This is a genomic window from Paenibacillus sp. JZ16, assembly GCF_015326965.1.
Taxonomy (GTDB): Bacteria; Bacillota; Bacilli; order Paenibacillales; family Paenibacillaceae; genus Paenibacillus_AQ.
This window is the reverse complement of the sequence record NZ_CP017659.1, coordinates 7,114,720-7,138,309: the sequence shown is the minus strand read 5'-3', so window position 1 is coordinate 7,138,309 and position 23,590 is coordinate 7,114,720. Positions and strand designations below refer to the sequence as shown.

26 protein-coding genes and 1 pseudogene are annotated in these 23,590 nt (G+C 48.8%); 11 read left to right on the top strand and 16 right to left on the bottom strand.

What is annotated here, in order from left to right; translation table 11 throughout:
* Nucleotides 1–109 precede the first annotated feature (109 nt).
* From BJP58_RS32075 to BJP58_RS32045, 7 genes are all read right to left on the bottom strand, one after another.
* A complete protein-coding gene (locus BJP58_RS32075; RefSeq protein WP_194542042.1) occupies nt 110–1,360 on the bottom strand; it encodes a putative amidoligase domain-containing protein in 1,251 nt (416 codons plus the stop codon).
* A 107-nt stretch (nt 1,361–1,467) separates the two neighbouring features.
* Nucleotides 1,468–2,034: an outer spore coat protein CotE gene (locus BJP58_RS32070; protein ID WP_071218248.1), complete on the bottom strand. Its 567-nt coding sequence runs from the start codon at nt 2,032–2,034 to the stop codon at nt 1,468–1,470.
* Between the two features lie 129 nt (nt 2,035–2,163).
* The gene (locus BJP58_RS32065; RefSeq protein WP_194542041.1) at nt 2,164–3,144 is read right to left on the bottom strand and encodes an aromatic acid exporter family protein; all 981 of its coding nucleotides are present in this window, start codon (nt 3,142–3,144) and stop codon (nt 2,164–2,166) included.
* A gap of 136 nt (nt 3,145–3,280) precedes the next feature.
* A complete protein-coding gene (locus tag BJP58_RS32060) occupies nt 3,281–4,114 on the bottom strand; it encodes an ABC transporter permease (protein ID WP_194542040.1) in 834 nt (277 codons plus the stop codon).
* 5 nt (nt 4,115–4,119) lie between these two features.
* On the bottom strand, nt 4,120–4,893 hold the full coding sequence (locus BJP58_RS32055) for an ABC transporter ATP-binding protein (RefSeq protein WP_194542039.1): 774 nt from the start codon (nt 4,891–4,893) through the stop codon (nt 4,120–4,122).
* Between the two features lie 40 nt (nt 4,894–4,933).
* Nucleotides 4,934–5,935 (bottom strand): ABC transporter substrate-binding protein, encoded by a 1,002-nt coding sequence (locus BJP58_RS32050; RefSeq protein WP_194542038.1) that lies wholly within the window; start codon nt 5,933–5,935, stop codon nt 4,934–4,936.
* Between the two features lie 260 nt (nt 5,936–6,195).
* Complete coding sequence (locus BJP58_RS32045) at nt 6,196–7,713, bottom strand: carboxypeptidase M32 (protein WP_194542037.1); 1,518 nt, start codon at nt 7,711–7,713, stop codon at nt 6,196–6,198.
* 128 nt (nt 7,714–7,841) lie between these two features.
* Between BJP58_RS32045 and BJP58_RS32040 the strand changes: the two genes are divergently transcribed.
* The 5 genes from BJP58_RS32040 to BJP58_RS32020 all read left to right on the top strand — a co-directional run bounded on the left by BJP58_RS32040 (nt 7,842) and on the right by BJP58_RS32020 (nt 10,343).
* Nucleotides 7,842–8,171, top strand: a complete 330-nt coding sequence (locus tag BJP58_RS32040; protein ID WP_194542036.1) for an iron-sulfur cluster biosynthesis family protein — start codon at nt 7,842–7,844, stop codon at nt 8,169–8,171.
* Between the two features lie 40 nt (nt 8,172–8,211).
* Nucleotides 8,212–8,781 carry a beta-class carbonic anhydrase gene (locus BJP58_RS32035; RefSeq protein ID WP_071218255.1) on the top strand — a complete coding sequence of 190 codons (570 nt, stop codon included), beginning with the start codon at nt 8,212–8,214 and terminating at the stop codon, nt 8,779–8,781.
* Between the two features lie 204 nt (nt 8,782–8,985).
* Entirely contained in the window at nt 8,986–9,564 is a 579-nt protein-coding gene (locus BJP58_RS32030; protein ID WP_113056814.1) for a PadR family transcriptional regulator, read from the top strand.
* Nucleotides 9,565–9,620: 56 nt separating this feature from the next.
* Nucleotides 9,621–10,061, top strand: a complete 441-nt coding sequence (locus tag BJP58_RS32025; RefSeq protein WP_194542035.1) for a hypothetical protein — start codon at nt 9,621–9,623, stop codon at nt 10,059–10,061.
* 3 nt (nt 10,062–10,064) lie between these two features.
* Entirely contained in the window at nt 10,065–10,343 is a 279-nt protein-coding gene (locus BJP58_RS32020; protein WP_071218258.1) for a YxcD family protein, read from the top strand.
* 81 nt (nt 10,344–10,424) lie between these two features.
* On the opposite strand, the gene BJP58_RS32015 is transcribed toward BJP58_RS32020, so the two are convergent.
* Both BJP58_RS32015 and BJP58_RS32010 read right to left on the bottom strand, forming a co-directional pair.
* Nucleotides 10,425–10,637 (bottom strand): bacteriocin immunity protein, encoded by a 213-nt coding sequence (locus tag BJP58_RS32015; protein WP_194542034.1) that lies wholly within the window; start codon nt 10,635–10,637, stop codon nt 10,425–10,427.
* Entirely contained in the window at nt 10,606–10,893 is a 288-nt protein-coding gene (locus tag BJP58_RS32010; protein WP_194542033.1) for a hypothetical protein, read from the bottom strand. Before BJP58_RS32010 ends, BJP58_RS32015 begins: the two co-directional genes overlap by 32 nt.
* A gap of 110 nt (nt 10,894–11,003) precedes the next feature.
* Between BJP58_RS32010 and BJP58_RS32005 the strand changes: the two genes are divergently transcribed.
* Nucleotides 11,004–11,249, top strand: a complete 246-nt coding sequence (locus BJP58_RS32005) for a helix-turn-helix domain-containing protein (protein WP_194545136.1) — start codon at nt 11,004–11,006, stop codon at nt 11,247–11,249.
* A gap of 212 nt (nt 11,250–11,461) precedes the next feature.
* Here the strand turns inward: BJP58_RS32005 and BJP58_RS32000 are convergent, their stop codons facing one another.
* Complete coding sequence (locus tag BJP58_RS32000) at nt 11,462–12,064, bottom strand: TetR/AcrR family transcriptional regulator (protein WP_194542032.1); 603 nt, start codon at nt 12,062–12,064, stop codon at nt 11,462–11,464.
* Between the two features lie 168 nt (nt 12,065–12,232).
* Between BJP58_RS32000 and BJP58_RS31995 the strand changes: the two genes are divergently transcribed.
* From BJP58_RS31995 to BJP58_RS31985, 3 genes are all read left to right on the top strand, one after another.
* Nucleotides 12,233–12,790 (top strand): hypothetical protein, encoded by a 558-nt coding sequence (locus BJP58_RS31995; protein WP_194542031.1) that lies wholly within the window; start codon nt 12,233–12,235, stop codon nt 12,788–12,790.
* Nucleotides 12,791–12,928: 138 nt separating this feature from the next.
* On the top strand, nt 12,929–14,767 hold the full coding sequence (locus tag BJP58_RS31990; protein ID WP_194542030.1) for a UbiD family decarboxylase: 1,839 nt from the start codon (nt 12,929–12,931) through the stop codon (nt 14,765–14,767).
* A gap of 120 nt (nt 14,768–14,887) precedes the next feature.
* A complete protein-coding gene (locus BJP58_RS31985; protein WP_194542029.1) occupies nt 14,888–15,430 on the top strand; it encodes a GNAT family N-acetyltransferase in 543 nt (180 codons plus the stop codon).
* Nucleotides 15,431–15,454: 24 nt separating this feature from the next.
* Here BJP58_RS31985 and BJP58_RS31980 read toward each other — a convergent pair whose 3' ends face one another.
* Nucleotides 15,455–16,252, bottom strand: a complete 798-nt coding sequence (locus tag BJP58_RS31980; RefSeq protein ID WP_194542028.1) for a formate/nitrite transporter family protein — start codon at nt 16,250–16,252, stop codon at nt 15,455–15,457.
* 270 nt (nt 16,253–16,522) lie between these two features.
* Here BJP58_RS31980 and BJP58_RS31975 point away from each other — a divergent pair, with 270 nt between their 5' ends.
* The gene (locus BJP58_RS31975; RefSeq protein WP_194542027.1) at nt 16,523–17,119 is read left to right on the top strand and encodes a YjgB family protein; all 597 of its coding nucleotides are present in this window, start codon (nt 16,523–16,525) and stop codon (nt 17,117–17,119) included.
* 99 nt (nt 17,120–17,218) lie between these two features.
* Here the strand turns inward: BJP58_RS31975 and BJP58_RS31970 are convergent, their stop codons facing one another.
* The 4 genes and pseudogenes from BJP58_RS31970 to BJP58_RS31955 form a co-directional block, all read right to left on the bottom strand.
* On the bottom strand, nt 17,219–18,220 hold the full coding sequence (locus BJP58_RS31970) for a phosphotransferase (protein WP_194542026.1): 1,002 nt from the start codon (nt 18,218–18,220) through the stop codon (nt 17,219–17,221).
* A 58-nt stretch (nt 18,221–18,278) separates the two neighbouring features.
* Nucleotides 18,279–19,061 carry a DeoR/GlpR family DNA-binding transcription regulator gene (locus BJP58_RS31965; RefSeq protein WP_194545135.1) on the bottom strand — a complete coding sequence of 261 codons (783 nt, stop codon included), beginning with the start codon at nt 19,059–19,061 and terminating at the stop codon, nt 18,279–18,281.
* 196 nt (nt 19,062–19,257) lie between these two features.
* Entirely contained in the window at nt 19,258–20,232 is a 975-nt protein-coding gene (locus BJP58_RS31960) for a formylglycine-generating enzyme family protein (protein WP_194542025.1), read from the bottom strand.
* An 81-nt stretch (nt 20,233–20,313) separates the two neighbouring features.
* Nucleotides 20,314–21,773: pseudogene (locus BJP58_RS31955) on the bottom strand (sulfatase).
* 256 nt (nt 21,774–22,029) lie between these two features.
* Between BJP58_RS31955 and BJP58_RS31950 the strand changes: the two are divergent.
* Entirely contained in the window at nt 22,030–22,833 is an 804-nt protein-coding gene (locus tag BJP58_RS31950) for a helix-turn-helix transcriptional regulator (RefSeq protein ID WP_194542024.1), read from the top strand.
* 17 nt (nt 22,834–22,850) lie between these two features.
* Here BJP58_RS31950 and BJP58_RS31945 read toward each other — a convergent pair whose 3' ends face one another.
* A complete protein-coding gene (locus BJP58_RS31945; RefSeq protein WP_194542023.1) occupies nt 22,851–23,456 on the bottom strand; it encodes a class I SAM-dependent methyltransferase in 606 nt (201 codons plus the stop codon).
* Between the last annotated feature and the right edge of the window lie 134 nt (nt 23,457–23,590).

Genomic DNA, 23,590 nt, shown 5'->3' with positions numbered 1-23,590 from the left:
GCTGATGAAATTCTATATCGCAAGAAAACCTACCTTTGAATCGCGGTCGCTCATCCTTGATTGGCCTCGATTGGTTTTCTTATCAAAATCGGACTTTTTGAACAACCTCTTAAACGGGAATATTCCATAGCGGCCTGATATCTCTGCTCTCATCCCAGGCCCGCCCCGCTTCCATGTGAGCAAGCGCCAGTTCGATTTCGCGGGCAAAGTCCGAATATTCCGGCAGCGCTGATAAATCCCTGTGCCAGCCTGCGATACATTCTTTAAGCACGGACTTGTCGCCTTCATAATAGGCGCGATGGTAACGCTCCGTATTGAATGGCCTCGCCAGCAAACGGTCGCTGTATCGAGCTGCCAGGTAGGCAACATAAAGTGACACCTTCGCGACAAGCGGGGAAACGAGAAAGCTGGGAAGCGTACGGTATTCAAAGCCGCCATACGGCTGCCTCCGAAAATCCCCCAGGAACCCATAACGCGGTCTGCGAAAACGCCCCTTGGGGTCTTCGAGCAGCGCCAGCGGCAGAGCCAGATAATTGTCCAGCGTCTGAAGAAGGGACAGGGAGAGCGGTACTCCGCTGAAATGAATATGACCGCCTAGCGGGAAATCACCATAAGGCAGAGCTCCTGCCCTCCATGTCAGCGAACGATCGGTAATCAGGCTCTGGGCTTGACGCAGAGCTTTTTGCATTTCAATCATTAACGCCTTCGGATTCGCTCTCGGTAACGGTCTGAGCTCGGCAATGGGGTAAATGACCTCCCCCCGAAAACGAACGGCGTCACTGCCGACCGATCCGCCGCGCTCCATAAATTCGGATGCAAACACAATCTCCCCGTTATCCTTCATCAGCACAAACTCGGGATCCATCCCCATGAGCAGCGGCGCAGCCAAAGGGGATTCACTGTCTTCGTTATGCGCGTGAAAACCTGCCGCCGGCACCCCCTTCGCACTCATGACGGTTTTAATCCGGCCCGCTTTCATGCGGATGTCCTCGACTACATATCTTCGCTCGGGCCGGGCATTGATGATAACCTCTCCTTCATCCACGCCCAGCGTATACAGCGACCGCAGGGCCGCTTTCTCCAATCGCCGATGCAGGCCATCCTCATACCTCCCGTTCTCGGGGTCAGGCTCAAACATGACTTCACCGCCGCCGAGCTGATAGGAGCGGATCGAGACTGCGGACAGCTGCTCAACATGAACCGCGTACCTGGCCGTGTAATGCTTTTCCTCAACCGAGCCCAAGCCCAGAAGGGACGGTATTCCGGATCTGGACAGACGTGCCTGCGCGAGAAGCACAGCAGCTCCCTTCAAGGGTACATATTCTTTTACAGCAGCTGGTTTTACTTTAAATTGAGCCATCTCCTAGTCCCCCTGTAAAAAAAAATAAAAAAGAGGGCATCCGCCCTCCGCAAAGCTGCCCTCACTGCATATGCTAAGATTAGAATCATTCCTACAGGAGGGTTATCTTACAGTTCATCCTCCAGACCTTCGTAATCAAGGTCTTCGTAATCATCGACTTCGTCTCCCAGGACGTAATCGAATTCTTTGTCCTCGTAATCGCCATGATGATGGCTGCATACTTTGACAACGACCTTGGTCTCGGCAATCAGCTCCACCGCGTACTCTCTCTCTACCCGCAGAATGACACTCGTGCCATTCGAGGATACGCTGGCCTCAACGCAGCTCGGCTCCTGTGTCGCTTCAGCCGACACTTCCACCGTGGATGCACGATGCTTCGGATCCAGATAGGAAAGAGGCACGCGTTCTACATACGATACCGTTTCTTTCGCCACATCGGTCTGTGAATTTTTGTCATAGGAATACCAGATGTTAACATCGTAAGTACCAATAACTTCAATTCCGTCTCCGGCGGCAACCGCCTCGTATTGATGGTTTATAATCCAAGCCCCCAAAATACTGGTCGGATTATTAGGCGGAGTCACGGTATGTGTTACGGTAGAGAATTTACGACCCTTGCCGCAGATCGCCTTCGTGATGATTTCTCTACATTGGTGTTTATGACTCAATGACATCTTCGAACCTCCTCCATACAATCATTCCATACATGTGTATGCAAGACATGGGCGAATGTTGAATGAAGTGGTCCAAATAAATTCATATGATGCTAAAAATATCAGATTTTTTTTTTGCAAATCCCAGAGCTATACGGCCGAATCCGCGCGCTTCTGCGGTTTTTTTGCCGTGGGCGCCTTATACTTCTTTGAAATATTCAAATAGTATTCCAGCTCATGGCATAGCTGCAGGATCGCGGAACGGACCTCGAATTCTTCGCGAGTAGTCGGCAGTTCCATCTCCTTGAACCTGTCCTCCAGCTCAATCAGCAATCCTTCGGACTTGCCCGTATATCCTTCGGCAACGACATCCTTGCTTAATTGATCGAATATTTCCGCCGTCAGCACACCGTGAGGAAGCCGCTCGTACACCTGGGATATTTGATGCATCATGCTCTGGATATTCTCCATCTGTTCCTTCCGCATATAAAAATAGATGTTCCAGGAGCCGTCCGGATGAATCATCTGGTTCTCCGATGCCCGCTTCGCTTCCTCAATTCCTTTCTCAATCTGCCGGTTGGCCTCAATCAGCTCTTTCCCGTCCCATATATGTTCAGGATCCCGAAGCGTAAGCGAGAAGTGACGGAAAATGACGGAGAAGAGCCCGTCCACCTTCTGGCGGATCTCCATCATCGCTCCCTCGCTGTTCGGCATATAAACCAGGTTCACAAGCATCGCCGATCCGAGACCGATGATCAACAGTTCAATTTGGGTGAGCAAAATGTCCATCCCGATCTCTTCCCCCTGGAACACCCGAAACACCACGACCGAGCTGGTTACGATGCCTTCCTTGAAGTTCGCCTTCGAAATCGCGGGAAAGGCAAGCAATATGTATAGAGCCAATACCCAATAATGAAATCCGAGAAAATAAAATAGAATACACGCCAGCACCAGACCCAGCAATGAAGCGAACAATCTGGACGATATGGAGCGCACACTCCGTTTTCGCGTGACGTCAACGCCAAGTATAGCAAGAAGACCGGCGGACGTAGCCCCCGGTATGTTCAAGGCATCTGTAATTAAGATGGCAAGCAGGCTTGCCGCAGCCGTTTTGATGACACGAAATCCCATGTGATGAAGAGCCTCCAGGCGAGTTGATGATGACTATATATGTTTCTTTTTATATGACCACATATATAAGGTATCTTCATCCTAGCTTATTTTTATGCCATAAACAACCATGCCTGGGGGCAATAGACCAAGCCCATTAACGATGAGTCAGCAATTTCCTTTCTATATATACCACCATTTGATACATGGCTGTTGCCACGACGGCGATAATGAGCAGACTCGACAGCACAAGCGTGAAATTGAATACCTGAAACCCGTACATAATCAAGTAACCGAGACCCGATTTGGCGACCAGAAATTCGCCGACGATGACGCCGACCCATGCCATGCCCACATTGACCTTGAGCGTTGATACGATCGCCGGATACGAAGCTGGCAAAATAACCCGCTGAAACACCTGGCGCTTGGTTCCGCCGAACGTCCGGACGACCTTGATCAGATTGGAATCCACCTCATGAAAACTGTTGTATACAACAAGCGTGGTCACGATGACCGTGATGGATAACGTAGTGACAACAATAGCCGTAAAACCTGCGCCAAACATCACGATAAATATCGGACCCAGCGCTACTTTCGGCATACTGTTGAACACAACCATATAGGGATCCAGAACCTTGTTAAGAAACGGTGACCACCAGATGAATACGGCGAGCAGCGTGCCTACCAGCGTACCGAGCAGGAATCCGACAACCGTCTCCCCTACCGTGATCCCCAAGTGCCCCCATAACTCGCCGCTGATCATATTCCCCCATATGTTGGCAAAAATTTTGGTCGGATAGCTGAAGAGCAGCACGTCTATCCATTTGAATCTCCCCGCCGCTTCCCACCAGATAAAGAATAGCAGCAGCATGCTAAGCTGGACGGTCAGCACGCGTCTGCGTAAACTTTTCTTGCGCTTCATGTGTTTTACATAAATATCCTGGAGCCAGCCCTTCGAAGAAGAAGCATGAGGCTCATCCCTTGATGTCATAGGCTTCACTCCTTCCCGATCGTTTGCATTTCGCCCCAGATCTCATGAAACAATTCGTTGAACCCCGGCTCCTTACGAGCATAAAAAGGCTGTACCTGACGTATGTTCTCAGGAATATTGAACATTCGGTGAATCCTCCCCGGGTTGCGGTTCAGGAGAATGACCCGATCGCTCATCGCAATGGCTTCGGACAAATCATGGGTCACCAGGATGGCGGTCTTCCCGCGCTCCTTCAAGGTGTCCACGATCAGATCTTCAAGCTGCAGCTTCGTCTGATAATCGAGTGCGGAGAAAGGTTCATCCAGCAATAGCAGGCCCGGATCCGTCGCCAAGGTCCTTACAAGTGCAACCCGCTGTCTCATTCCGCCTGACAGCTGGGCGGGATAGAGGTTGCCGCTGTCCCCAAGGCCCATCTCCTTGAGCAAACTCTGAACGATACCGCGACTTTCCGGATTCAACCGCTCCGTCAGTTCCAAGCCGATCAAGGCGTTATCCATAATGGTGCGCCAAGGAAATAAATAGTCCTGCTGCAGCATGTACCCGACCGCCGGCGACGGCCCGTTTACCGGTTTGCCGTTCACATAAGCGGCTCCTTTAGATGGCTGCAGCAAGCCGGCAATGACAGACAAAATCGTTGTCTTGCCGCAGCCGCTAGGCCCAACCAGGCTGATGAACTCCCCCGGTTCCACCTTCAATTGAATCCCTTCCACAGCCAGAGAGGCTTCCCGATCCGTGACATATACGTGAGCGATATCGTTCAATTCAACTACCGGTACCATTGGTGCTCTCTCCCTTCGTTCTATGGATTAGGCTATTTCATCATTTGGCTTGTTTCGCTTTCTCGGCAAAGCTGTTGTTGACGATTGTTTCAGGCGCTACACGTTCTTTCAGTTCCCCGGCCTGCTCCATCACGTCCAGCAGATTGTTCCATTCCGCCTCGTCCACGATCGGATCGGTCGCATAGCTGCCCTGCTCCTTGTAGCGTTTAACGGAAGACACTACGATGTCGCGGTCGCTATCCTTAAAATAAGGCATGATTGCATCCGCGATATCTTCGGGGCTGCTCGCATCCACCCATTGCTGTGCCTTGTACAGGGCATTCGTAAACTTCTGCACCGTGGCATCGTTTTTGTCGATAAAGCTCTGTTTTGTCATGAATACGGTATATGGCAGTCGTCCGCTTTCTACGCCAAAGGAAGCCACCACTTTGCCACGGCCTTCTTTTTCAAAGATGGAGGCCTGCGGTTCAAAGAGCTGAACAAATTCACCGGTGCCGGAAGCATAAGCAGAGGCGATATTCGCAAAATCGATATTCTGAATCAGTTCCAGGTCCGCGTGCGGATCGATCCCTTTTTTACGGAGCGTAAACTCGCCTGCCATCTGCGGCATTCCGCCTTTACGCTGACCGAGGAATACTTTACCCTTCAGGTTGTTCCAGTCAAATGCGCCCTCATCCCTGGCCATCAAAAATGTCCCGTCTGTCTGCGTCACCTGTCCGAAGTTAATGACCGGATCTTCAGAGCCCTGTTGATACACGTAAATCGAAGTTTCCGAGCCGACAAGTGCCACATCGATGGCTCCTGACAGCAGGGCCGTCATCGTTTTGTCTCCGCCAGGGGTCGTCTGCAGCTCGACATCAAGCCCCTCTTCCTTAAAAAATCCTTTTTCCAATGCGACGTACTGCGGCGCGTAGAAGATCGAGCGCGTCACTTCGCCAATCTTGACCTTCGTAGCCGATCCGCCGCCACCGCACCCGGCAAGCGCCACTCCGCAAACAAGCAGCATGGTTAACGCCAGCCCCCACCATTTTTGACGCTTCATCGTAACCCTCCATTCCCATTGACCCTTTGTTTCTTTTCAGCATATGCATGTGCCTGCCCAAAGGTTAAACGCCTGATAGATATGCTGGGGGCTATTCATTTGGCATGATCGATCGTAAACCGTCTATCGACGTATTTTCTCGGAGGACAGACCACGTTTAGTGGAAGCTTTTCTAGCGAGATAAGCATTGAAGCTTCAGAGTTGTATACTGTCTTAATACAAAAAAAACGCAGCCACTTGGGCTGCGTTTATAATGTGGATCAAAGTTTGTAAATCTCTTTATACTTCTCTTCGAGATAATCGGCCAGATAGTCCGGATTCAATTCTTCTCCGGTGACGCGCACGATGATCTCGGACGGCTTCTCGCTCTTTCCGTACTTGTAAACCTTGTCCGTCAGCCATTCCTTGATCGGGGCGAGGTTCCCCTCTTCGATAAGCTGGTCGAGGTTTGGCAGTTCTTTGCGCATCGTGTGAAGCATCTGGGCCGCATACATATTGCCAAGGGAATACGAAGCGAAATATCCGAAATCCCCGCCGGACCAGTGAACGTCCTGCAGAACGCCCATTCCGTCATTTGGCGGCATAATGCCGAGGTATTCTTTATACTTCGCGTTCCAGGTCTCCGGCAGATCCTTCACGGCCAAACCTTCGTTAAAGAGTTTCTTCTCGATCTCATAACGAATAATGATGTGCAGGTTATAAGTAAGCTCATCCGCCTCAATTCGAATCAGAGAGTTCTCTACCTTGTTCGCGGCCAAATAAAAATCCTCGATGTCCACGTCCTTCAATTGTTCTGGGAAGTGCTGCTGCAGATCCGCGAAATAACGGCGCCAGAACGGGCGACTGCGACCAATCATATTTTCCCACAATCGGGATTGAGATTCATGGATGCCCATCGAGGTACCGCCGGAGAGCGGCGTTCCTGCAAGCTCTTTATCGATATTTTGCTCATAAAGGGCATGCCCGCCCTCATGCAAAGAGCTGAATACCGCACTTAGCACATCGTCCGGAAGATACATGGTCGTAATGCGCACGTCTCCAGGGTTTAAGCCCGTTGCAAATGGATGCACACTCTCGTCCAAACGTCCCGCTTCAAAGTCGTAGCCCATCTGCTCCAGCAGGAACAAACTGAATTTCTCCTGCTGTTCTTTCGGGAACAGCTGCTTCAAGAAGTCCGTTCTCGGCTTGTAGGGCGATTTCTGGATCGCATGAACCAGCGGTACCAGGCGCGCTTTCAGACGGTCAAAAATAGCATCCACCTTTTCCACCGTTAAATCCGGCTCATACATATCAAGGAGTGTGTCGTATCTGGTGTTTTTCACGCCCCAATAATCAATAAACTCTTGCTTGAACGCAACGATCTTCGTTAAGTAAGGTTCGAAACCTTCAAAATCGCTGTTCTTCTTCGCTTCCTCCCACTTCGTCTCCGATTGGGCGGCGAGAATGGAATACTCCTGAAAGCGTTCAGGCGGAATGGATTTGCTCTGATCGTACACCTTCCGCACTTCCGCAATCATGCGGCGTTCGCGATCATCCAGCTGATGCGCCTGTTCCGGCTCCGAAAAAAATGATAACAGCTGACCCATCTCTTCCGATATTTGCAGTTTAAATGCCTCTGTAGATAAAACCCCGATCGTTTCTGAACGGATTTCGGTTCCCTTGCGTGGAGCACCCGTCCGTAAATCCCAATGAAGTAGGCCAATAGCTTCGTAATAACTCATAATTTTGCGAACCAATCGATCAAATTGTTCCCATTGTGGTAAATGTTGTACTGCCATTCCGGCACACCTTCTTTTTTTATATTAGGATTTTTCTTTACTCTATTGATGATACTTTTTACAAGGTATATAATCAACTTCCAGAAAGAATAAATAACAACATACATATAAAGGAGTGTCAGGAGGCCGTGAATATTCAACTCACCCGGCAAGCCGAGCTGAAGCTGAAGGACAAGCTCGGGGACAAGCCGGGCGCAATCAGGCTGATCTATGACACGGAGGGATGCGGATGTGCCGTCAACGGCGTCCCAAGCCTGCGTATTGTAGATGAGCCGACGACGGAAGATATCGCTGTCGAGACAGGCAGCCCGGTGTCGTTTATCGTAAACCGCAAGCAGGCCGTTTTTTTCGAAGAGAAGATGAGGCTCGATGCAGATCCAGCCACTTACTCCTTCCGGCTGGACAGCAGCGGACAGAACTATGGCACCAATATTCAAGTATTAGATGCCAGAGCGTAACTACAACAAATAATTTATAGATACAAAGGAGAGAAAATCGATGGAAAAACACCTTAACAGCATACTGGAACACAATCGCAGCTTTGTAGAGAATAAAGAGTACGAATCCTACCTGACAGGGCGTTTTCCTGAGAAGAAACTCGTCATTATTACTTGTATGGATACACGATTGGTTGAACTGCTCCCTAAAGCGATGAATTTCAAAAATGGCGACGTCAAAATCATTAAAAATGCCGGCGCGATCATTTCACAGCCCTTCGGAAGTGTTATGCGAAGCGTCATGGTTGCACTGTACGAGCTGCACGCCGAAGAAGTCATCGTTGTGGGTCACTACGAATGCGGCATGGCTTCCTTGAACGCGGATGATATGATCCAGCATATGAGAGACCGCGGCATATCCGATGAAGTGTTATCCACGCTGGAAAACTCCGGCATCCGGTTATCCAAATGGCTTCGCGGTTTCGATAACATTACGGACGGCGTAAAAAATACGGTGAGCCTGATTAAAAACCACCCGCTTCTTCCTCCAAACGTTCCCGTTCATGGCATGGTCATCGACCCTAACACCGGCGCGCTTGATCTGGTCGTAGAAGGATACGAGAACGAATAATTCGATCAAAGTCAAATGGAAGCACGAACGCATACGCGTTTGTGCTTTTTTAGTCACAATTTTGCCAAAAGCAGAGAGAAAGCCCCCTCCCCCAGTTGTCAAACCATACAGTTTCAGTGTACACTTTTTAACAACCGGACCAATAGGCGGATGACCATCCACGCCTTAGCGTCCACGATATGCGTTTCAAAGGGAGTTATGTCCATGAATACGTTGTCATACGGCTTGTTAGGCTTACTAGCAAGAAGAGAATCATCAGGATATGATTTGATGCTTCGAATACAGCCCTTTTGGCAGGCCAAACACAGTCAAATCTATCCCCTGCTGTCCAGCATGGAGGAGAAACAGCTGTTGTCCTCGCACTGGGTTCAGCAAAGCGATAAACCGGACAAGAAAATTTATGCGATTACAGAAAAAGGCATGCAGAAGCTGCGTGAATGGATGTACCAACCAATCGCGCCTGCAGTCACCAAGGATGAACTTTCTCTTCGAACCTTTTGCCTGTGGCTGACGGAGATCGGCATCGCCGTCGATATTTTCGAGGACCGCAGAATCGGGTATCTGGAGAAAAAACGTTATTATGAGCAGATTTTAGAGGGAATTCCGGAGGATACCCGCGAGATTGGAAGCAAGGCTTTCAGCAATTATGTACTCGCTACCAAAGGGCTGATGATGGCTGAAACCGAGCTGAAATGGTGTGATTGGGTACTGGAATTACTGAGACAGCAGCAGCACACAACAGCCTCAAAACATGGCCGCACAAATTTTGAAACCTTATCGTGACTCGTCCGTATTACTCTTTATTACTCTAAATTTACTGGGAGGTTCGACAGAACACGATGAAAAAAGTATTGACGATTCTTGTAGCGATTACACTGTTCTTTGTAGCGCTGACGCCTGATTCCGCAGATGCCAGAAGAGGTGGCGGAGGTTTCAAATCCGGGACCAAGTCATACAACAGCACTCCGAAAAAGGATACTAATAATGTTCAACAAACGAACAACCGTTCCAATACAGGGGCAGCCGCTAACACGAAAAAACCAGGATTTTTCAGCGGTGGCAGCTTGATGAAAGGACTTATGATCGGTGGTCTGGCTGGCTTGCTCTTCGGCAGCATGTTCGCCGGCATGGGCTTCATGGGCGAAATCATGGGATTGCTCATTAACCTGATCGCAATCTGGGCTTTGATTATGATCGTTATGGCTGTTGTACGCTCCGTGAAGAATCGCCGTAAACAAAACGAGCCTCGCGACAACAACAATAACAATAATCGGTACTAATCCATGGTTCTAAGCATGGACGAAATCGTCAATGCGGTCTGCCTTCATCAGGCGGAACGCAGAGGCGTCAAACCAACCGATGTATCGCTTGAGCTTAGCTGGGACGAAGATACCGGATATACAGCTGAAGTATGGGTCGGCGGAAGAACGCAATATTTGATTGAGGCTAACCTCATCGAAGCTATTCTCCGCTACCTGTACTCCGAATACAATATCCGCGCTTACAGTGAGCAAGTACGACTTGAGCTGGAAGACGAAATTATCGCAATCGTTCAGCAATAATACCATCTATCGATAAAGCAGCCGCTTCGCTAATATGCGAAGCGGCTGCTTTTTTGACCAAATGCACGATCATCAACGAGCTCATAGTACGATTGGTTTATAATTCAATGCCTTATCAACGATTTCCTCAGGTGTCAGATCTTTTTCCGGCCAAAAAATCAAATTGCTAATGTCGGGGTGGGGAACATTCCGCTGCAGCAATTCGATCCATTCCCCCACCTCTTCCTCGCTGCCTTCCCCATTATACAGACTTGTCACCAGATCAACGATTTGCGCTTTCGTTAATTCGTTCATGTACGGCTCCTTTCTTGTCATCGACCCAGCGCCGAATAAATTCCTTCTCAGACTTATTCAACCGCTTAAACGAATTTTCAAAAAAATAGAGATACTTGGAATGAAGTTGTTTAAGCTTTTCTATTTCGCCAGCAGAGATAGCTTCTTTAATTGCATACGTTAATTTCCCATAACTATCTACGATAATTTCTGAACTTAAAATAACATCAATCATTAACTTACCCTCGGGATTAACTGCCTTCATTTTTTTGTCCATCTAAGACTTCGATACTCCTCATACCATTTATTAATAAATTTTATGCGAAAAACGCATAAATATCAATATGCAATTTTCGCATAAACTAAACTTTTCATGGGTGATATATGATGTATAAACGAATTCGAGGACTACGCGAAGACAGAGATCTGACACAACAGCAGCTGGCGGATTATTTGCACATTTCTCAAACCACATACTCTCGATACGAAAGTGGAAATTTGGACGTACCTAGCTCAGTATTGATCAAACTAGCGGATTTCTATGACGTAAGCATTGATTACATACTCGGCCAGACTGACATTGCAAAACGTAATCACAGCAAGAAGAAAAGTAACACCAAGATCGTTGACTAAAAAGCAGTATGAATCAACCTGTTCCTACCCCACCGCATGAATAAAAACACCATTCCAGCCTTGGAAGAACCTAAATAAAAGAAATAAGCCTCCCATATTTGAGGCTCATTTCTCATTATTATTCATTCCTCTATAAATACGCCATTCAAGACATACTTCGTTTAGGAGCACTTTCCGTAACAGCTCAAACATGATATAAAACCGTATAATTGCTATTTTCCTTCATGTATTTGTCCGGCTAAACCATAAAAGAAAAGCTCCATCAAGGTTTCCATGCTGCCGTTGACATATTCCCGGTTCCCCGAATCCCAGCGTCGCCCCAGCTCATGCATGAACATCGAGAAGTACAGCATCGTGACCTCTTCGGTTTGATCCTTATGAATATACCCTTCTTGTTTCCCCAGCGCGACAAACTTCATAAAAAAATCTTTCACCTTCTCCTCGCTATACTGCTGGATGGTCTGACTTATGCCGCGCTCCTCGGAGGTTTGGAAATTCCGAAACTCTTCCGATAAAAAGGTCAGATTTTTAGCCTCCAGCAGCATGATTTCTTGGGTCTTTTCGGCAAATGTGCGCCCGGAATCCAGAATGCGCTCATACAGCGCCAACTGCTTGTCCGTCCAATCCATGATCATATCCATATAGAGCTGATCTTTGGTTCCAAAATAGTTATATATCGTTGCAGGTGACACGCCTGCCTGTTGGGCGATTTCATTAACGCTAACCTTTTGGTAACCGTGCCTCGAAAAAAGCTGGAAAGCGACAGCGTAGATTTGTTCCATTTTTTTATGCTTTCTGCGTTCATACCCGTTCATGTGTTCTCCACCTCGAATGAAGTATAAACCAAGTTTTAGAGTGATTCAATATTTTCACTACAAAACAATTGACATTCACCTACTCGAAGTTATACTCTTTTTGTAGTATATTACTCTATTTACTACATAACTTCAAATTAAATTACGAAGAAATGAGGGCGGTATGAAATGAAAGCAATAAGGATTCCTTCGATTCTGCATGAGGTTTTCGGTGAACAGCAGTCCGTTGGCACGATTCTTGTCGTCTTGGCGTTCGGCGGATGTCTGACCCTAGCGGTAAGCCTTGTTTTTCCGGATATCCTGCATTCTTTGCCTTTATGGCGTGGTATCCTAGCTTTATTGCTTATTTTCGATATTTTCTGCGGCTGTATCGCCAATTTCACCCGCTCGACCAGTAATTTCTATGCAGCCCGTAAAAAACAGCGGATTGTGTTCATCGCCATTCACGTTCATATCCTCCTGGTCGCCGTATTGCTGGATACCGACATGGTGTATGCGGTGGGAATATGGGCATATACCATCGCTGGAGCTGTGATCGTGAATGCGCTGATCGGGAAATCATCGCAGCATTTTGTAGGAGGCTTGCTCCTATCGATCGGCATAGGGGGTACGTTCTTGCTGTCCAACATCCAGCCCTACATGTTATTGGCCGGCACCCTGTTTATGCTGAAAGTATTGTTCAGCTTCGCTGTCGATCATTATGGGGGAGCAGAACAACGGGCATGAATCCTGCCCCGCACTCTATCAAGATCCGTTTCCCATTCTTCCAGTCTATATCGGGTGTCATTGACCTGTGCTGTGAGATTGTCGATAATAGTAGATAGTAGAATAAGTTCACTATCTTCAAGGGATTGGAGCTATGTAATGAAATATCATAATCTGGAAGAATGCATTATGGATCTGGAGAAACATGGGCATTTGGTTCGTATACATGAAGAGGTTGATCCTCATTTGGAAATGGCTGCCATACATATGAAGGTCTATGCTGCAGGCGGCCCGGCACTACTGTTTGAAAATGTAAAAGGTTCGAGGTTCCGCGCGGTCTCCAACCTGTTCGGGACGATCGAGCGTAGTAAATTCATTTTTCGGGATACCTTTGCATCCACGCAAGACGTCATTGCGCTGCGCAACGATCCGATGAAGGCGCTCAAAAATCCGTTCAAATATGTCGGGACAGGATTAGCAGCTAAAACCGCGTTACCTATCAAAAAAACGGGGGGGCTGCCACCTGGGTTTCAGGAAATCCAAATTTCTGATATGCCGCTAATTAAACACTGGAAGGACGATGGCGGTGCTTTTGTCACGCTGCCTCAAGTCTATTCGGAAGATCCGGAGAAGCCCGGCGTCATGAATTCCAATCTGGGCATGTACCGGGTGCAGCTGACAGGCAACGAATATGAAACGAACAAGGAAGTCGGCATCCATTACCAGATCCACCGGGGCATCGGCATTCATCAAGCGAAGGCTAATAAATTGGGGCAGCCGCTTAAAGTAAGCTGTTTCATCGGGGGCCCCCCTGCCCATACGATTTCAGCGGTTATGCCGCTGCCGGAAGGCATGAGCGAGCTAACCTTTGCCGGCTTGCTGTCCGGACGCCATTTCCGGTACAGCTATGTTGACGGCTACTGCATTAGCCACGATGCGGATTTCGTCATAACAGGGGAGATCCATCCCGGCGAAACCAAGCCCGAGGGACCTTTTGGCGATCATCTGGGCTATTACAGCCTGGTCCATCCGTTTCCCGTCATGCGCGTGCACAAGGTTTACGCCAAACAGCAGGCAATCTATCCATTTACGGTAGTCGGAAGACCGCCGCAGGAAGATACGTCCTTCGGAGAACTGATTCATGAACTGACCGGCGGTGCCATCCGGCAAGAAATCCCGGGTGTCAAAGAGGTGCATGCAGTGGACGCTGCAGGAGTACACCCCTTGCTCTTTGCCATCGGCAGCGAACGATATACCCCTTATCAACAAGTAAAACAACCGGCTGAGCTTCTCACGATTGCCAATCGGATACTGGGCACGGGTCAATTAAGCTTAGCCAAGTATTTGTTCATCGCGGCGGAAGAGAAAGAGCCTTTAAGCACACATCGCATCGAGGACTTCTTGACCTATATATTGGAACGCATCGATCTGCAGCGGGACATCCATTTCCAGACCAATACCACGATCGATACACTCGATTATTCCGGGACCGGACTCAACACCGGCAGCAAGGTCGTATTCGCGGCGGTCGGGGATAAAAAAAGGGAATTGTGCCATGAGTTGCCTGAAGTCCTAAAGGATCTCCCGGGATACACGCCAGCAAAATGGATCATGCCCGGCATTGTTGCGATCCAGGGAGTCCCTTTTGCGAGTTATGCCGAAGTGGAGCAGGAAATGGCGAGCCTAAGCGATGCAATCCGCGAGCGAGGTTCGCTCCCGTCTTGTCCGATGATCATTCTGTGCGATGACAGTGAATTCATGAGTGCGACCGTGAATAATTTTCTGTGGGCAACCTTTACGCGCAGCAATCCTTCCCATGACATTCACGGTGTGAACAGCCGCTATGAGCACAAGCATTGGGGCTGTGATACGGTCATTATCGATGCCCGTACGAAGCCGCATCAGGCCCCGCCATTAATACCGGATGAAGAGGTCGAACGCAGCATCAAGCGTTTATTTGCGGACGGAGGCAGTTTAAGTCGGATTCCGATACGATAAGTGCTGGGCAATCCTAAAGCGGACGACTAACATTAAAATGAATGCAATTTAGATGGGCTGGTCCTTTTAAGGCCAGCCCGTTGTTATATAATATTTTATTATCTACTTGGGAGGATGAACATGTTTCCAATACTAGAGACCCAACGATTAAGACTGCGGGAGATCCAGCATCAGGATGCCGGGGCTATCTACAGCTGCTTCTCGAATGATGACGTGACTCGCTATTACGGACAAGACACACTGACCACCCTAGAGCAGGCTCTCCATTTCGTTGAGCTCTTCGCTAACAATTACAGGGAGAAACGCGGAATTCGATGGGGCATCGAAAGGAAAGATGCCCAGGGTCTCATCGGCACGATTGGGTATAACGTATGGTCCCCGCGGCATAAGAGGGCCGAGATCGGATATGAATTACATCCTGCATTCTGGGGACAAGGTTATGCAAGTGAAGCCGCCTCTGCCGTTATCGCATATGGTTTTCAAGTGCTTGGCTTAACCCGCATCGGTGCCGTTGTTTTTATCGAGAACCAGGCTTCCCATGCCCTCCTGACCAAACTCGGTTTTGAAGCAGAAGGTATTCTTCGCCAGTATATATATCAAAATGGCGTGGCGCACGATACGCGGGTGTACTCATTATTAAAGAACCAGCTTCATTTGCGTTAGAGGTAGTACATAAACCGCGGAAGATTATTCATCCAGGGATTCATTGGCATCCAGAAATGGTTTGTTCACAAAATAATACATAAAACCCATCAGCAGCACGCCGCCAATCAAATTGCCAATTGTTACCGGAATCAGGTTATGCAGTACGCCTTCCAATGAAATCGTGCCGGGATGGTTCAGTACGAGCGCAATGGCAAAGGTGCACATATTGGCAATGCTGTGCTCGTATCCGGAAATGAAGAAGCAGAATACAAACAGCATCATGGCAAACATTTTGGCCCCGTCGCCCTTCAATGACATCGGGATAAAAAAGGCAAGGCACACGAGCCAGTTACAGAGAATAGCCCTGAAAAACAGCTGCACCGTCGGGGTGGTCATTTTGTGCTCAACCACATCAAGCAGAAAACCGTTCACGGATGAATCCATGAAAAGCCCGGTCAAAAATATCAGCAGCGCAAACGTGCACGCCCCCAAAATATTCCCCGCGTAGCTGAATACCCACAGCTTGACGACCTCCAGCCACCTTAGTTTCTTGCGCAGAGCGGCATACGTGTAGTAGAACGTATTCCCCGTAAACAAATCCCCTCCCCCATATGCGATTAGAATGATCGCCGCGCCAAATGTAATGGCGGCCATCGGGTAAGTCAGAGGGGAATGTTCCAGATAAAAGAAGTTGCCTGTCTTAAACGCAACAATGACACCGAAGCCGATAAACATGCTGGCAAGCATGGAGCGGGCGATGTAACGAAGATGGCTTTGTTTGAAAATTTTGTGTTTTTTGAGAGCAAGCTGCTCCACCTTGAGTAATGATTCGGTTTCCATAATTCCTCCTGAAAAAGTCGGTTCTATATAGATTACACGATTTTTCCAATAATTCATATCACCTCAAGCATCATTACCCCATTCTCCCCGATGAAACATACATGGTGGGCAGAACTCGATCCACTCCGGGTATCAATTCTGATATTTCATCTTCATAGAATCGTAACCCAATGCCGCTTCGCTTCCACTATTATGGGAAGATAAGTTTGACACACTTGTTTGATGCACAGTGCATGTGGTAATTAGTTGTTACAAAGGAGAGGATGCAACATGAACTTGAAACATCCAGCAAAAAAAGCAATCGTTGCCTTGACCATGGCAGGCGTCTTCGGCGTAAGTGCAATCGGCGTAAATCATGCTGTTTTTCCGCTTCAGCAAGCAGAAGCCGCCCAGGCCGCAAATACCGGCGATTATGCCGCGAAGCAAGCGCTCAAGACACTTAACAGCTTCTATAAACCCGCTTTAAAGGGACATTTCCCTGGAGCCGTCATCGGTTTAACGATTGGCAAAAGCACGAAGCAGGACGTGTACAAAGCCATTGGCGAGCCTTCCGTGCCCGGCAAGCATGCCGATGCTTTCGATGTATACGGGGCAAACATGGGGAATCCTGGCTACGCCTTTTCCTATAAACTGAACAAAATCCGCGAAATGCGTTATTTTGGCACGAACGTGGAACAGCAGACCAACATCGGCGGCATCACCATGAAAATGCTGAAGCAGAATTGGTTTGCACCGGATGCCACAACCACTTTCAAAACCGGAAAAATCAAACAAACCAAGCTCACTTACAACCGGGGAGAGTACAAATTGGAGTTCATCTTTAACAGCAGCACAGAGCTGGACCATATTAATCTGCTGAAAAAATAACCGTGATTGGAAACTCTTACTTTCCCAATAGCATGTTCCAGAATACATCGGAAAAGCCCGGTCTCTTAGAGCCGGGCTTTTCGGATTCATGAGAGATTTTCACAGCAAATACTGAAACAACATATCATCCAGCCACTCCTGGCTGTATTCCATCCGCTTAAATCCGGCAGCCAGCATATCCACTTGTTCCACTAACACATGAGACTCATCGGTCCCTTCCCGATAGCGGCTCAAAAAATGAAGAAACACATCCACCATACGCAAGCGCATGAGAATCGGTATTGTGCCAATCTCCTCTGCGCTCAGCCGTACACGTTTGGCAAATCCTTCGCAAAACCGCCTGATGGCCTCCCTCTCGTCCGCCATTCCCATAAACCCCGATATGACGACCGCAGGCTCCATCGCTCTTACATCCTGTGTACAAAATTCAAAATCAAGCAAAGCGGTGACCGTATGCGAGTGCTCTGCGTCTACCAGCAGGTTCGAAAAGTTCAGATCGCCATGAACCAACTGCTGCGGCAGATTTTTTAGCGATTCAAGGCTGCTGCATATATCGATGTATGCTTCTTTTAGCAAATGGAGTGCCTCTCCTTGATCCTTGAATGCCGGTGGCGGCTGCATGCAAAAATCAAGTATGAACGTCTTGTTGCACACAGGATAAGACTGAAGCAGCTCGTAATACGGCGGGTACACCGGCTTCATTTCGATTGAACAAACCGCCAGGGCATTCACCAGTTCCCCCGTCTTCTCCCCGAAGGAATACGCTGCTTGAATGCTGCCTTCTTCCGGACGTACTCCCTCAATGTAGGTAAACAGGCAGGCGTAACGCTCACTCCCGTCCTGAACCCGAACCATCTTATCGCCAGACATGGATGGAATAGGAGCCGGAATCTTAAAGCTCAGCGGCACCCGCTGCAGCGAGTCCAGGACCGCAAACTCGAATTCGATTCTTGCCCTGTCTCGATGTGTATTGTAAATGCGCATGACCGAACGGCGTTGTTCATTATGAATAAAATGGGTCGTATTGTTCCAACCCGTAGGACCTTTAGCCAGTTGACCGTCCCACTCCGGCCAGTTCGCTTGCAGAAGCTTCTGAATCATGATTTTACCTCGCTTACCTGTTAAATCTTACCATATATAAAGTTATATCAATGGATCGTCATGTCTGTGCAACTTCTTCCGTTTTCGTCACAATGACCTTTACGCCAAGCTCCTGAATCCGGTCCATAACCTCCTGATCCGCCTTCTGATCGGTAATTAACACATCCAGATCTTCGACGGCACCAGCTCTGGCAAAACCATCCTGCCCAAGGATCCGATGCGTTGCCAAGCCAATTCTGCGGCGGGATACGGCAGAGACCGCGCGTCCAAAAGCGGCAACTTCTGGTGTAGCGACGAATATTCCCTCATCGGAAATACCGCCTCCGCTAACGAAACTGATATCAAATTTAAATTGACGGATAAATTCGTTAGCCAGCACGTCCGTGATATTTCCGGAAGGCTTCACCCGTCCGCCAATTAAATAAGTGTCAATCCATTCGCGCTCTCGCAGGGCATCCGCTACACGCATGCAGTTGGTCACGATTGTCAAGGGCATTTGCTCCGGAAGAAACTTCAGCAGTAAGTAGGTAAGCGAGCTGCTGCCAATGAATAAGGTATCTCTTTCTCGGACGTATGAAACGGCTAATTGAGCAATGGCGTGCCCTTCCGGAGAGCCTTCACCATACCGCTGTTCCGGAGCCAAGGGCGGCTGCCTGACTTTCATGGAGGGGATGGCGCCTCCGTGCGTTTTCTGGAGTAAACCTTGCTCCTCCATGATTGTCAAATCCCGACGAATCGAATCAATCGATATTTCAAACCGCTCGGCCAAGTCCTTGGCAATCACCCGTTTATCTTGATGCAGCAAAGCAAGAATTTTCTGACGACGTTCCTCGGCAAACATTCCTGATTGATCTTGCACCATACAATTATCCTCCCGTTTATTCATTTTATTTCCACTTCACACCTTGATTATATTCATTTATGTCCCGCTTTTCAAGTAATATTCTTCCGTTTTATTCATTTATATGCGTCTTCATTCGCGCATAATCCTGAATGTGCATCATCATCATAATACAACATATTTCATATTCTACTTTCTATCTCACCACACGGAAACCGCAATTGCCCGTCGAACTGTCGGGCGTATTCCCGCTGCGTGCCGCGACTCGATAACGGTTGCAATAGGATCTGTGGCACAGGTACGAACCGCCGCGCATCGACCTTCTACCCGTAGACTCACCAAAGAACGGATTGATGGCCGAGGTCATTTGATGATAAGTCGGGCTAAACCAATCGCCGCACCATTCCCATACGTTGCCGGACATGTTATATAGTCCGTAACCATTCGGTTTATAGGCATCTACCGGCGCGGTACCGATAAATCCATCGCTTGCGTTATTTTTAACTGGAAATTTACCCTGCCATATGTTGCATTGATGCTCTCCGTCCAACTTCAGCAGATCTCCCCAAGGATAGGTCCTGCCCTCCAAACCGCCGCGCGCCGCATACTCCCACTCCGCTTCTGTGGGAAGCCGCACACCGGCCCAATGGCAATAAACAACCGCGTCGTTCCAGGATATATGTACAACCGGATGGTCCATTCGGTCTTCGATGCTCGAATCCGCTCCCTCGGGTGCAGCCCAGTATGCGCCTTCGACCACCAGCCACCAAGGCACTTCCTGCGGAACTTGTGCAACACTTGCCTTGGTCTCCTCCGAAGCCAGCAGTTCAAATACAAACGACCATCCGAAATGCTCCGCTTCCGTGACATAACCGGTAGCTTCCACGAACCGTTGAAACTGTTCATTCGTAACGGCATACGGTGAGATTTCAAATCCGGAAACGGTCACGCTGCGAGCCGGACCCTCGCCGTCACGCGGGAACCCTTCATGTGAATTCGTGCCCATCGTAAACGTCCCTCCAGGGATCGTGATCATGTTGGAATGTAGCTCAAGATGAGACTGGTCATGATATTGGCCTTCACTTAGACTGTCTTGATGATCCTTCGGATCGGCTTCCCCCAACTGTACTTTCGCTCTCACGCCGGCGCAGCAAGAATGTTGTTCTCCCATGCTCGTTCCTCCTATGCTAGATACAGAGAACAGGACAACCACTACCGGAGCGGTTATCCTGCTTCACTTTAACTATATATTTTATACGAATTCCTGCGGATGGCGACGCATCAATTCCGGCACCGCTTCCCCTCGGCCTGTATTTTTCAAACGCTCGATATACCGGGGCAGATGACCTTTGGCATGGTAAGGTCCTCCCTCTTTCATGACCGTCCACAACGGGTCCACGTCATACGGCATCGTTGACATCATATGATCATGCCATTCATTCAGAAGGTATACAGCCTCCCTGCACAGATCCGGTCTTTCAGCTGCCCGATTGTACTGCTCGTGGACATCCTCGGTGATATGGAACAGCATTTCTTTGTCGAACAGATGATAGCCGTCATGATACGTTCGAATGTAGAGCCATTCTCCAAATCGCACGCTTCGCTGACAGACATGGGCGCATTGAGAAACCACCAGATACTCCCTGCCGCCGCCTTTACCGGTCCGCAGGCTCTCCGCATAACTGATGCCATCCCAGCTACGTACCGGCGCAACGTTCAAATATTCCGCCATCGTAGGGAGAATATCCAGATGATAGTGGAGCTCGGGATCCGTTCCCCCCTTCACGATGCCAGGCCCCGAATGATCATCGGGATACGGCAAGTGCCCTGATCCGCTGTTCCGTGTTCTCCATAAATGCCAAGCTCCCCCATGTTCTCGCCATGATCCGCGGTAATGATGACAACCAAATCATCCATTACTCCCTTGTTCTCCAGCAATTCGAAGATCGCACCGATATGCTCGTCCATATGGCGAATGCCGCAATCATAGCCGTCCACCATGGTCCGCAGATCCTCCATCGTCCTGATCTCTCCGGGATGACGCGGATAATCGGGGGATACTTCACTATTATACATGTTAATTTCGTTCACCCCATGCGGTCCGACCTTCTTCTGATGCTCTTGAAGCACTTCTTCGGTAATCCAATCGGGAAGCGGTTCCTGCTCGAAAGGATTTCCCAGCGACTGGGGTGCCCGATACGGTGTGTGCGGATCCCAGAAGTTCACATAGAGCATCCAGTTATCTTCATCGGCGTTGCGATCCAGCCAATCCAGCACGACCGGAGATACTTCTTCTGCCGACTCCAACCCGCCCTTACCCGTATTATACATTTCATTGAAGCCCGCGTAGAAGGTCCAAGCCGAATGACGTTCACCGAACGGACTGATCAAAGCGGTCTTCATGCCGGCCCTGCGGAATATAGCTGGAAAGCTCTCCGACCCCAGCTTGTCGCGGAAGTCACGGGTGATACCTTCATGGCGCACATCGGCAGCCGTGCCTCCATGACCGACGACACCGTTATGAATGCCGAACTTACCTGTCATCAATGCGGTTCTTGAAGGAAAACATGGAGCATCCGAGGTATAGTAATTGTCAAAACGCACGCCTTCCGCCGCAATTCGGTCAATATTCGGCGACGTATTCCGATGATAGCCATAACAGCCTAAATGATCCGGCCTTGTCGAATCCAAATCCAGCAACAATACTCTCATATCCTCATCGATTCCTTCCTCATCTGAATTCACTTGATATTTCTCAAGACTTCACATGTCAGCGTTTACAATTTTTCTGCATTTGTTTGAAATTATAGGCCACGATCCCTGCAGAGTCGATGTACATTTTGTCACTATGTTGTACGATTCTACTCCGATTTGAAATAACAGGATCACATAATCGAATCAATGAGTACTCAAATGAAGCATTATTGTGCTAGGCTATAGGTATAAAATCACTGCGGGGTGTTGTCCTATGATCCAATTGATGAGCGTGAATTTTGATGATTACATACCGAATTGGCGAACCCAGCTGGAGACGATTGAGTACAATGTCCTTGTTGTGGTTAGAGAAGGCAAGGTGAGATACGAAATCAACGGGGAAGACATCATTGCCGAGCAAGAAGACGTACTCTATATCCCTCAGTCGACGAGACGAAGCGGAGGCAACTGGAAGGACACTTCACATCAGAAGCATACCATTCTCTTTACATTGGATCGTCAAGAACCCACAGGAATTCCATTTCTGGATGCGGGTCGATTCATGAAATTCAATCTCTCTCATATCCAATATGTTTACCGGCGCTGTGAGCGCCTGTATGAGGAAATGCGGGGTGGAAAAAGCTACCGTACCATGATCTGTCAGGGCATTATGCAGGAGCTCATCGGCATGCTGGCCCGCGAGCTCGAGAAGAATGAGCTAGCACCCAGCAAACGAAACTACGCGGATACCATCAAATCGTATCTGCTGGAGCATTACCGCGAACCTATCGAAATCGATCGGTTAGCGAAACTAATCCATCGCTCTCCGAGTTATGCTGCAGCCCTCTTCAAAGAGGTATACGGTCTTTCACCGATCCGGTATATGCATCAGCTGCGCGTGCTGGAAGCGTGCAGCCTGCTGCTTCATTCGGACATGACCATCGCTCATATCGCCCACTATTTGGGTTATTATGACACGTCCTATTTTTATCGGATGTTTAAAAAACATACCGGCCTGTCGCCCTCTGACTATGTACAGCAAGACGATCGGTCCGATATGTCCATGCTGTTCACTTAATCCTCGCTCGTCTTCATTCATGTTTTTAACGGCTTCTGCCCCGCAAACTGAATGACATGGGACAAGCCCTGGTGCCCCTGGCCCTCATGACGAACGACCTCTCCCATAAAAAAGTGGACTATGCGCCAATCTGCAAAGGGCTCGAGGAAATCCTCAGGCACGTATAAAAACTGCTGATCCTGCGGTCCCCCGCTGCGATAAGGAATCTGGTACGGTGAATATACCTCAGTGAGGAAATATCCTCCCGGCTTCACCGCTGTCTTCACGCCTTCTAAAGTCCTCGTTCTCAATGCCTTTGGAAAATGTCCAAACACGCAAATAATCTCATCCCATTGATCCAGCTTCCACTGCGCTTCGTGCAGATCCACAAGCTCCGTGCGAATGTGCACACCGCTTGCTTCCGCCAGTCGATTGGCTTTGTTCAGGCCGGATTCCGCGTAATCCCATACGGTTACGTTCATGCCTTCCCGGGCCAGGAACACCGCATTCCGTCCTTCTCCCTCTGCGATAGCCAGTGCGTCGCCCGTTAAACCTAATTTCTTGTGCATGTCGGATATAAATACATTCGGGTCCGTTCCAAATACGTAATCGTCCCCCTGAAACCGTTCATTCCATGGATTCATCGTTTGAGCACCTCTTTCTTTAAAATCAACGCCATTCTGTACACACAAAAGCTCATCCCCATCTTACCATTCCTGCCGCATCGATGTTAGCGGGACTTCCGAATGGTTCGGGGAATTAGCCTCTTTGCGCGTAA

What these genes read in the sequence shown, in the direction of transcription:
- BJP58_RS32075 (WP_194542042.1), bottom strand. Translation starts at nt 1,360, where the DNA reads ATGGCTCAATTTAAAGTAAAACCAGCTGCTGTAAAAGAATATGTACCC.
- BJP58_RS32070 (WP_071218248.1), bottom strand. Translation starts at nt 2,034, where the DNA reads ATGTCATTGAGTCATAAACACCAATGTAGAGAAATCATCACGAAGGCG.
- BJP58_RS32065 (WP_194542041.1), bottom strand. Translation starts at nt 3,144, where the DNA reads ATGGGATTTCGTGTCATCAAAACGGCTGCGGCAAGCCTGCTTGCCATC.
- BJP58_RS32060 (WP_194542040.1), bottom strand. Translation starts at nt 4,114, where the DNA reads ATGACATCAAGGGATGAGCCTCATGCTTCTTCTTCGAAGGGCTGGCTC.
- BJP58_RS32055 (WP_194542039.1), bottom strand. Translation starts at nt 4,893, where the DNA reads ATGGTACCGGTAGTTGAATTGAACGATATCGCTCACGTATATGTCACG.
- BJP58_RS32050 (WP_194542038.1), bottom strand. Translation starts at nt 5,935, where the DNA reads ATGAAGCGTCAAAAATGGTGGGGGCTGGCGTTAACCATGCTGCTTGTT.
- BJP58_RS32045 (WP_194542037.1), bottom strand. Translation starts at nt 7,713, where the DNA reads ATGGCAGTACAACATTTACCACAATGGGAACAATTTGATCGATTGGTT.
- BJP58_RS32035 (WP_071218255.1), top strand. Translation starts at nt 8,212, where the DNA reads ATGGAAAAACACCTTAACAGCATACTGGAACACAATCGCAGCTTTGTA.
- BJP58_RS32030 (WP_113056814.1), top strand. Translation starts at nt 8,986, where the DNA reads ATGAATACGTTGTCATACGGCTTGTTAGGCTTACTAGCAAGAAGAGAA.
- BJP58_RS32025 (WP_194542035.1), top strand. Translation starts at nt 9,621, where the DNA reads ATGAAAAAAGTATTGACGATTCTTGTAGCGATTACACTGTTCTTTGTA.
- BJP58_RS32020 (WP_071218258.1), top strand. Translation starts at nt 10,065, where the DNA reads ATGGTTCTAAGCATGGACGAAATCGTCAATGCGGTCTGCCTTCATCAG.
- BJP58_RS32015 (WP_194542034.1), bottom strand. Translation starts at nt 10,637, where the DNA reads ATGAACGAATTAACGAAAGCGCAAATCGTTGATCTGGTGACAAGTCTG.
- BJP58_RS32010 (WP_194542033.1), bottom strand. Translation starts at nt 10,893, where the DNA reads ATGGACAAAAAAATGAAGGCAGTTAATCCCGAGGGTAAGTTAATGATT.
- BJP58_RS32005 (WP_194545136.1), top strand. Translation starts at nt 11,004, where the DNA reads ATGTATAAACGAATTCGAGGACTACGCGAAGACAGAGATCTGACACAA.
- BJP58_RS32000 (WP_194542032.1), bottom strand. Translation starts at nt 12,064, where the DNA reads ATGAACGGGTATGAACGCAGAAAGCATAAAAAAATGGAACAAATCTAC.
- BJP58_RS31995 (WP_194542031.1), top strand. Translation starts at nt 12,233, where the DNA reads ATGAAAGCAATAAGGATTCCTTCGATTCTGCATGAGGTTTTCGGTGAA.
- BJP58_RS31990 (WP_194542030.1), top strand. Translation starts at nt 12,929, where the DNA reads ATGAAATATCATAATCTGGAAGAATGCATTATGGATCTGGAGAAACAT.
- BJP58_RS31985 (WP_194542029.1), top strand. Translation starts at nt 14,888, where the DNA reads ATGTTTCCAATACTAGAGACCCAACGATTAAGACTGCGGGAGATCCAG.
- BJP58_RS31980 (WP_194542028.1), bottom strand. Translation starts at nt 16,252, where the DNA reads ATGGAAACCGAATCATTACTCAAGGTGGAGCAGCTTGCTCTCAAAAAA.
- BJP58_RS31975 (WP_194542027.1), top strand. Translation starts at nt 16,523, where the DNA reads ATGAACTTGAAACATCCAGCAAAAAAAGCAATCGTTGCCTTGACCATG.
- BJP58_RS31970 (WP_194542026.1), bottom strand. Translation starts at nt 18,220, where the DNA reads ATGATTCAGAAGCTTCTGCAAGCGAACTGGCCGGAGTGGGACGGTCAA.
- BJP58_RS31965 (WP_194545135.1), bottom strand. Translation starts at nt 19,061, where the DNA reads ATGTTTGCCGAGGAACGTCGTCAGAAAATTCTTGCTTTGCTGCATCAA.
- BJP58_RS31960 (WP_194542025.1), bottom strand. Translation starts at nt 20,232, where the DNA reads ATGGGAGAACAACATTCTTGCTGCGCCGGCGTGAGAGCGAAAGTACAG.
- BJP58_RS31950 (WP_194542024.1), top strand. Translation starts at nt 22,030, where the DNA reads ATGATCCAATTGATGAGCGTGAATTTTGATGATTACATACCGAATTGG.
- BJP58_RS31945 (WP_194542023.1), bottom strand. Translation starts at nt 23,456, where the DNA reads ATGAATCCATGGAATGAACGGTTTCAGGGGGACGATTACGTATTTGGA.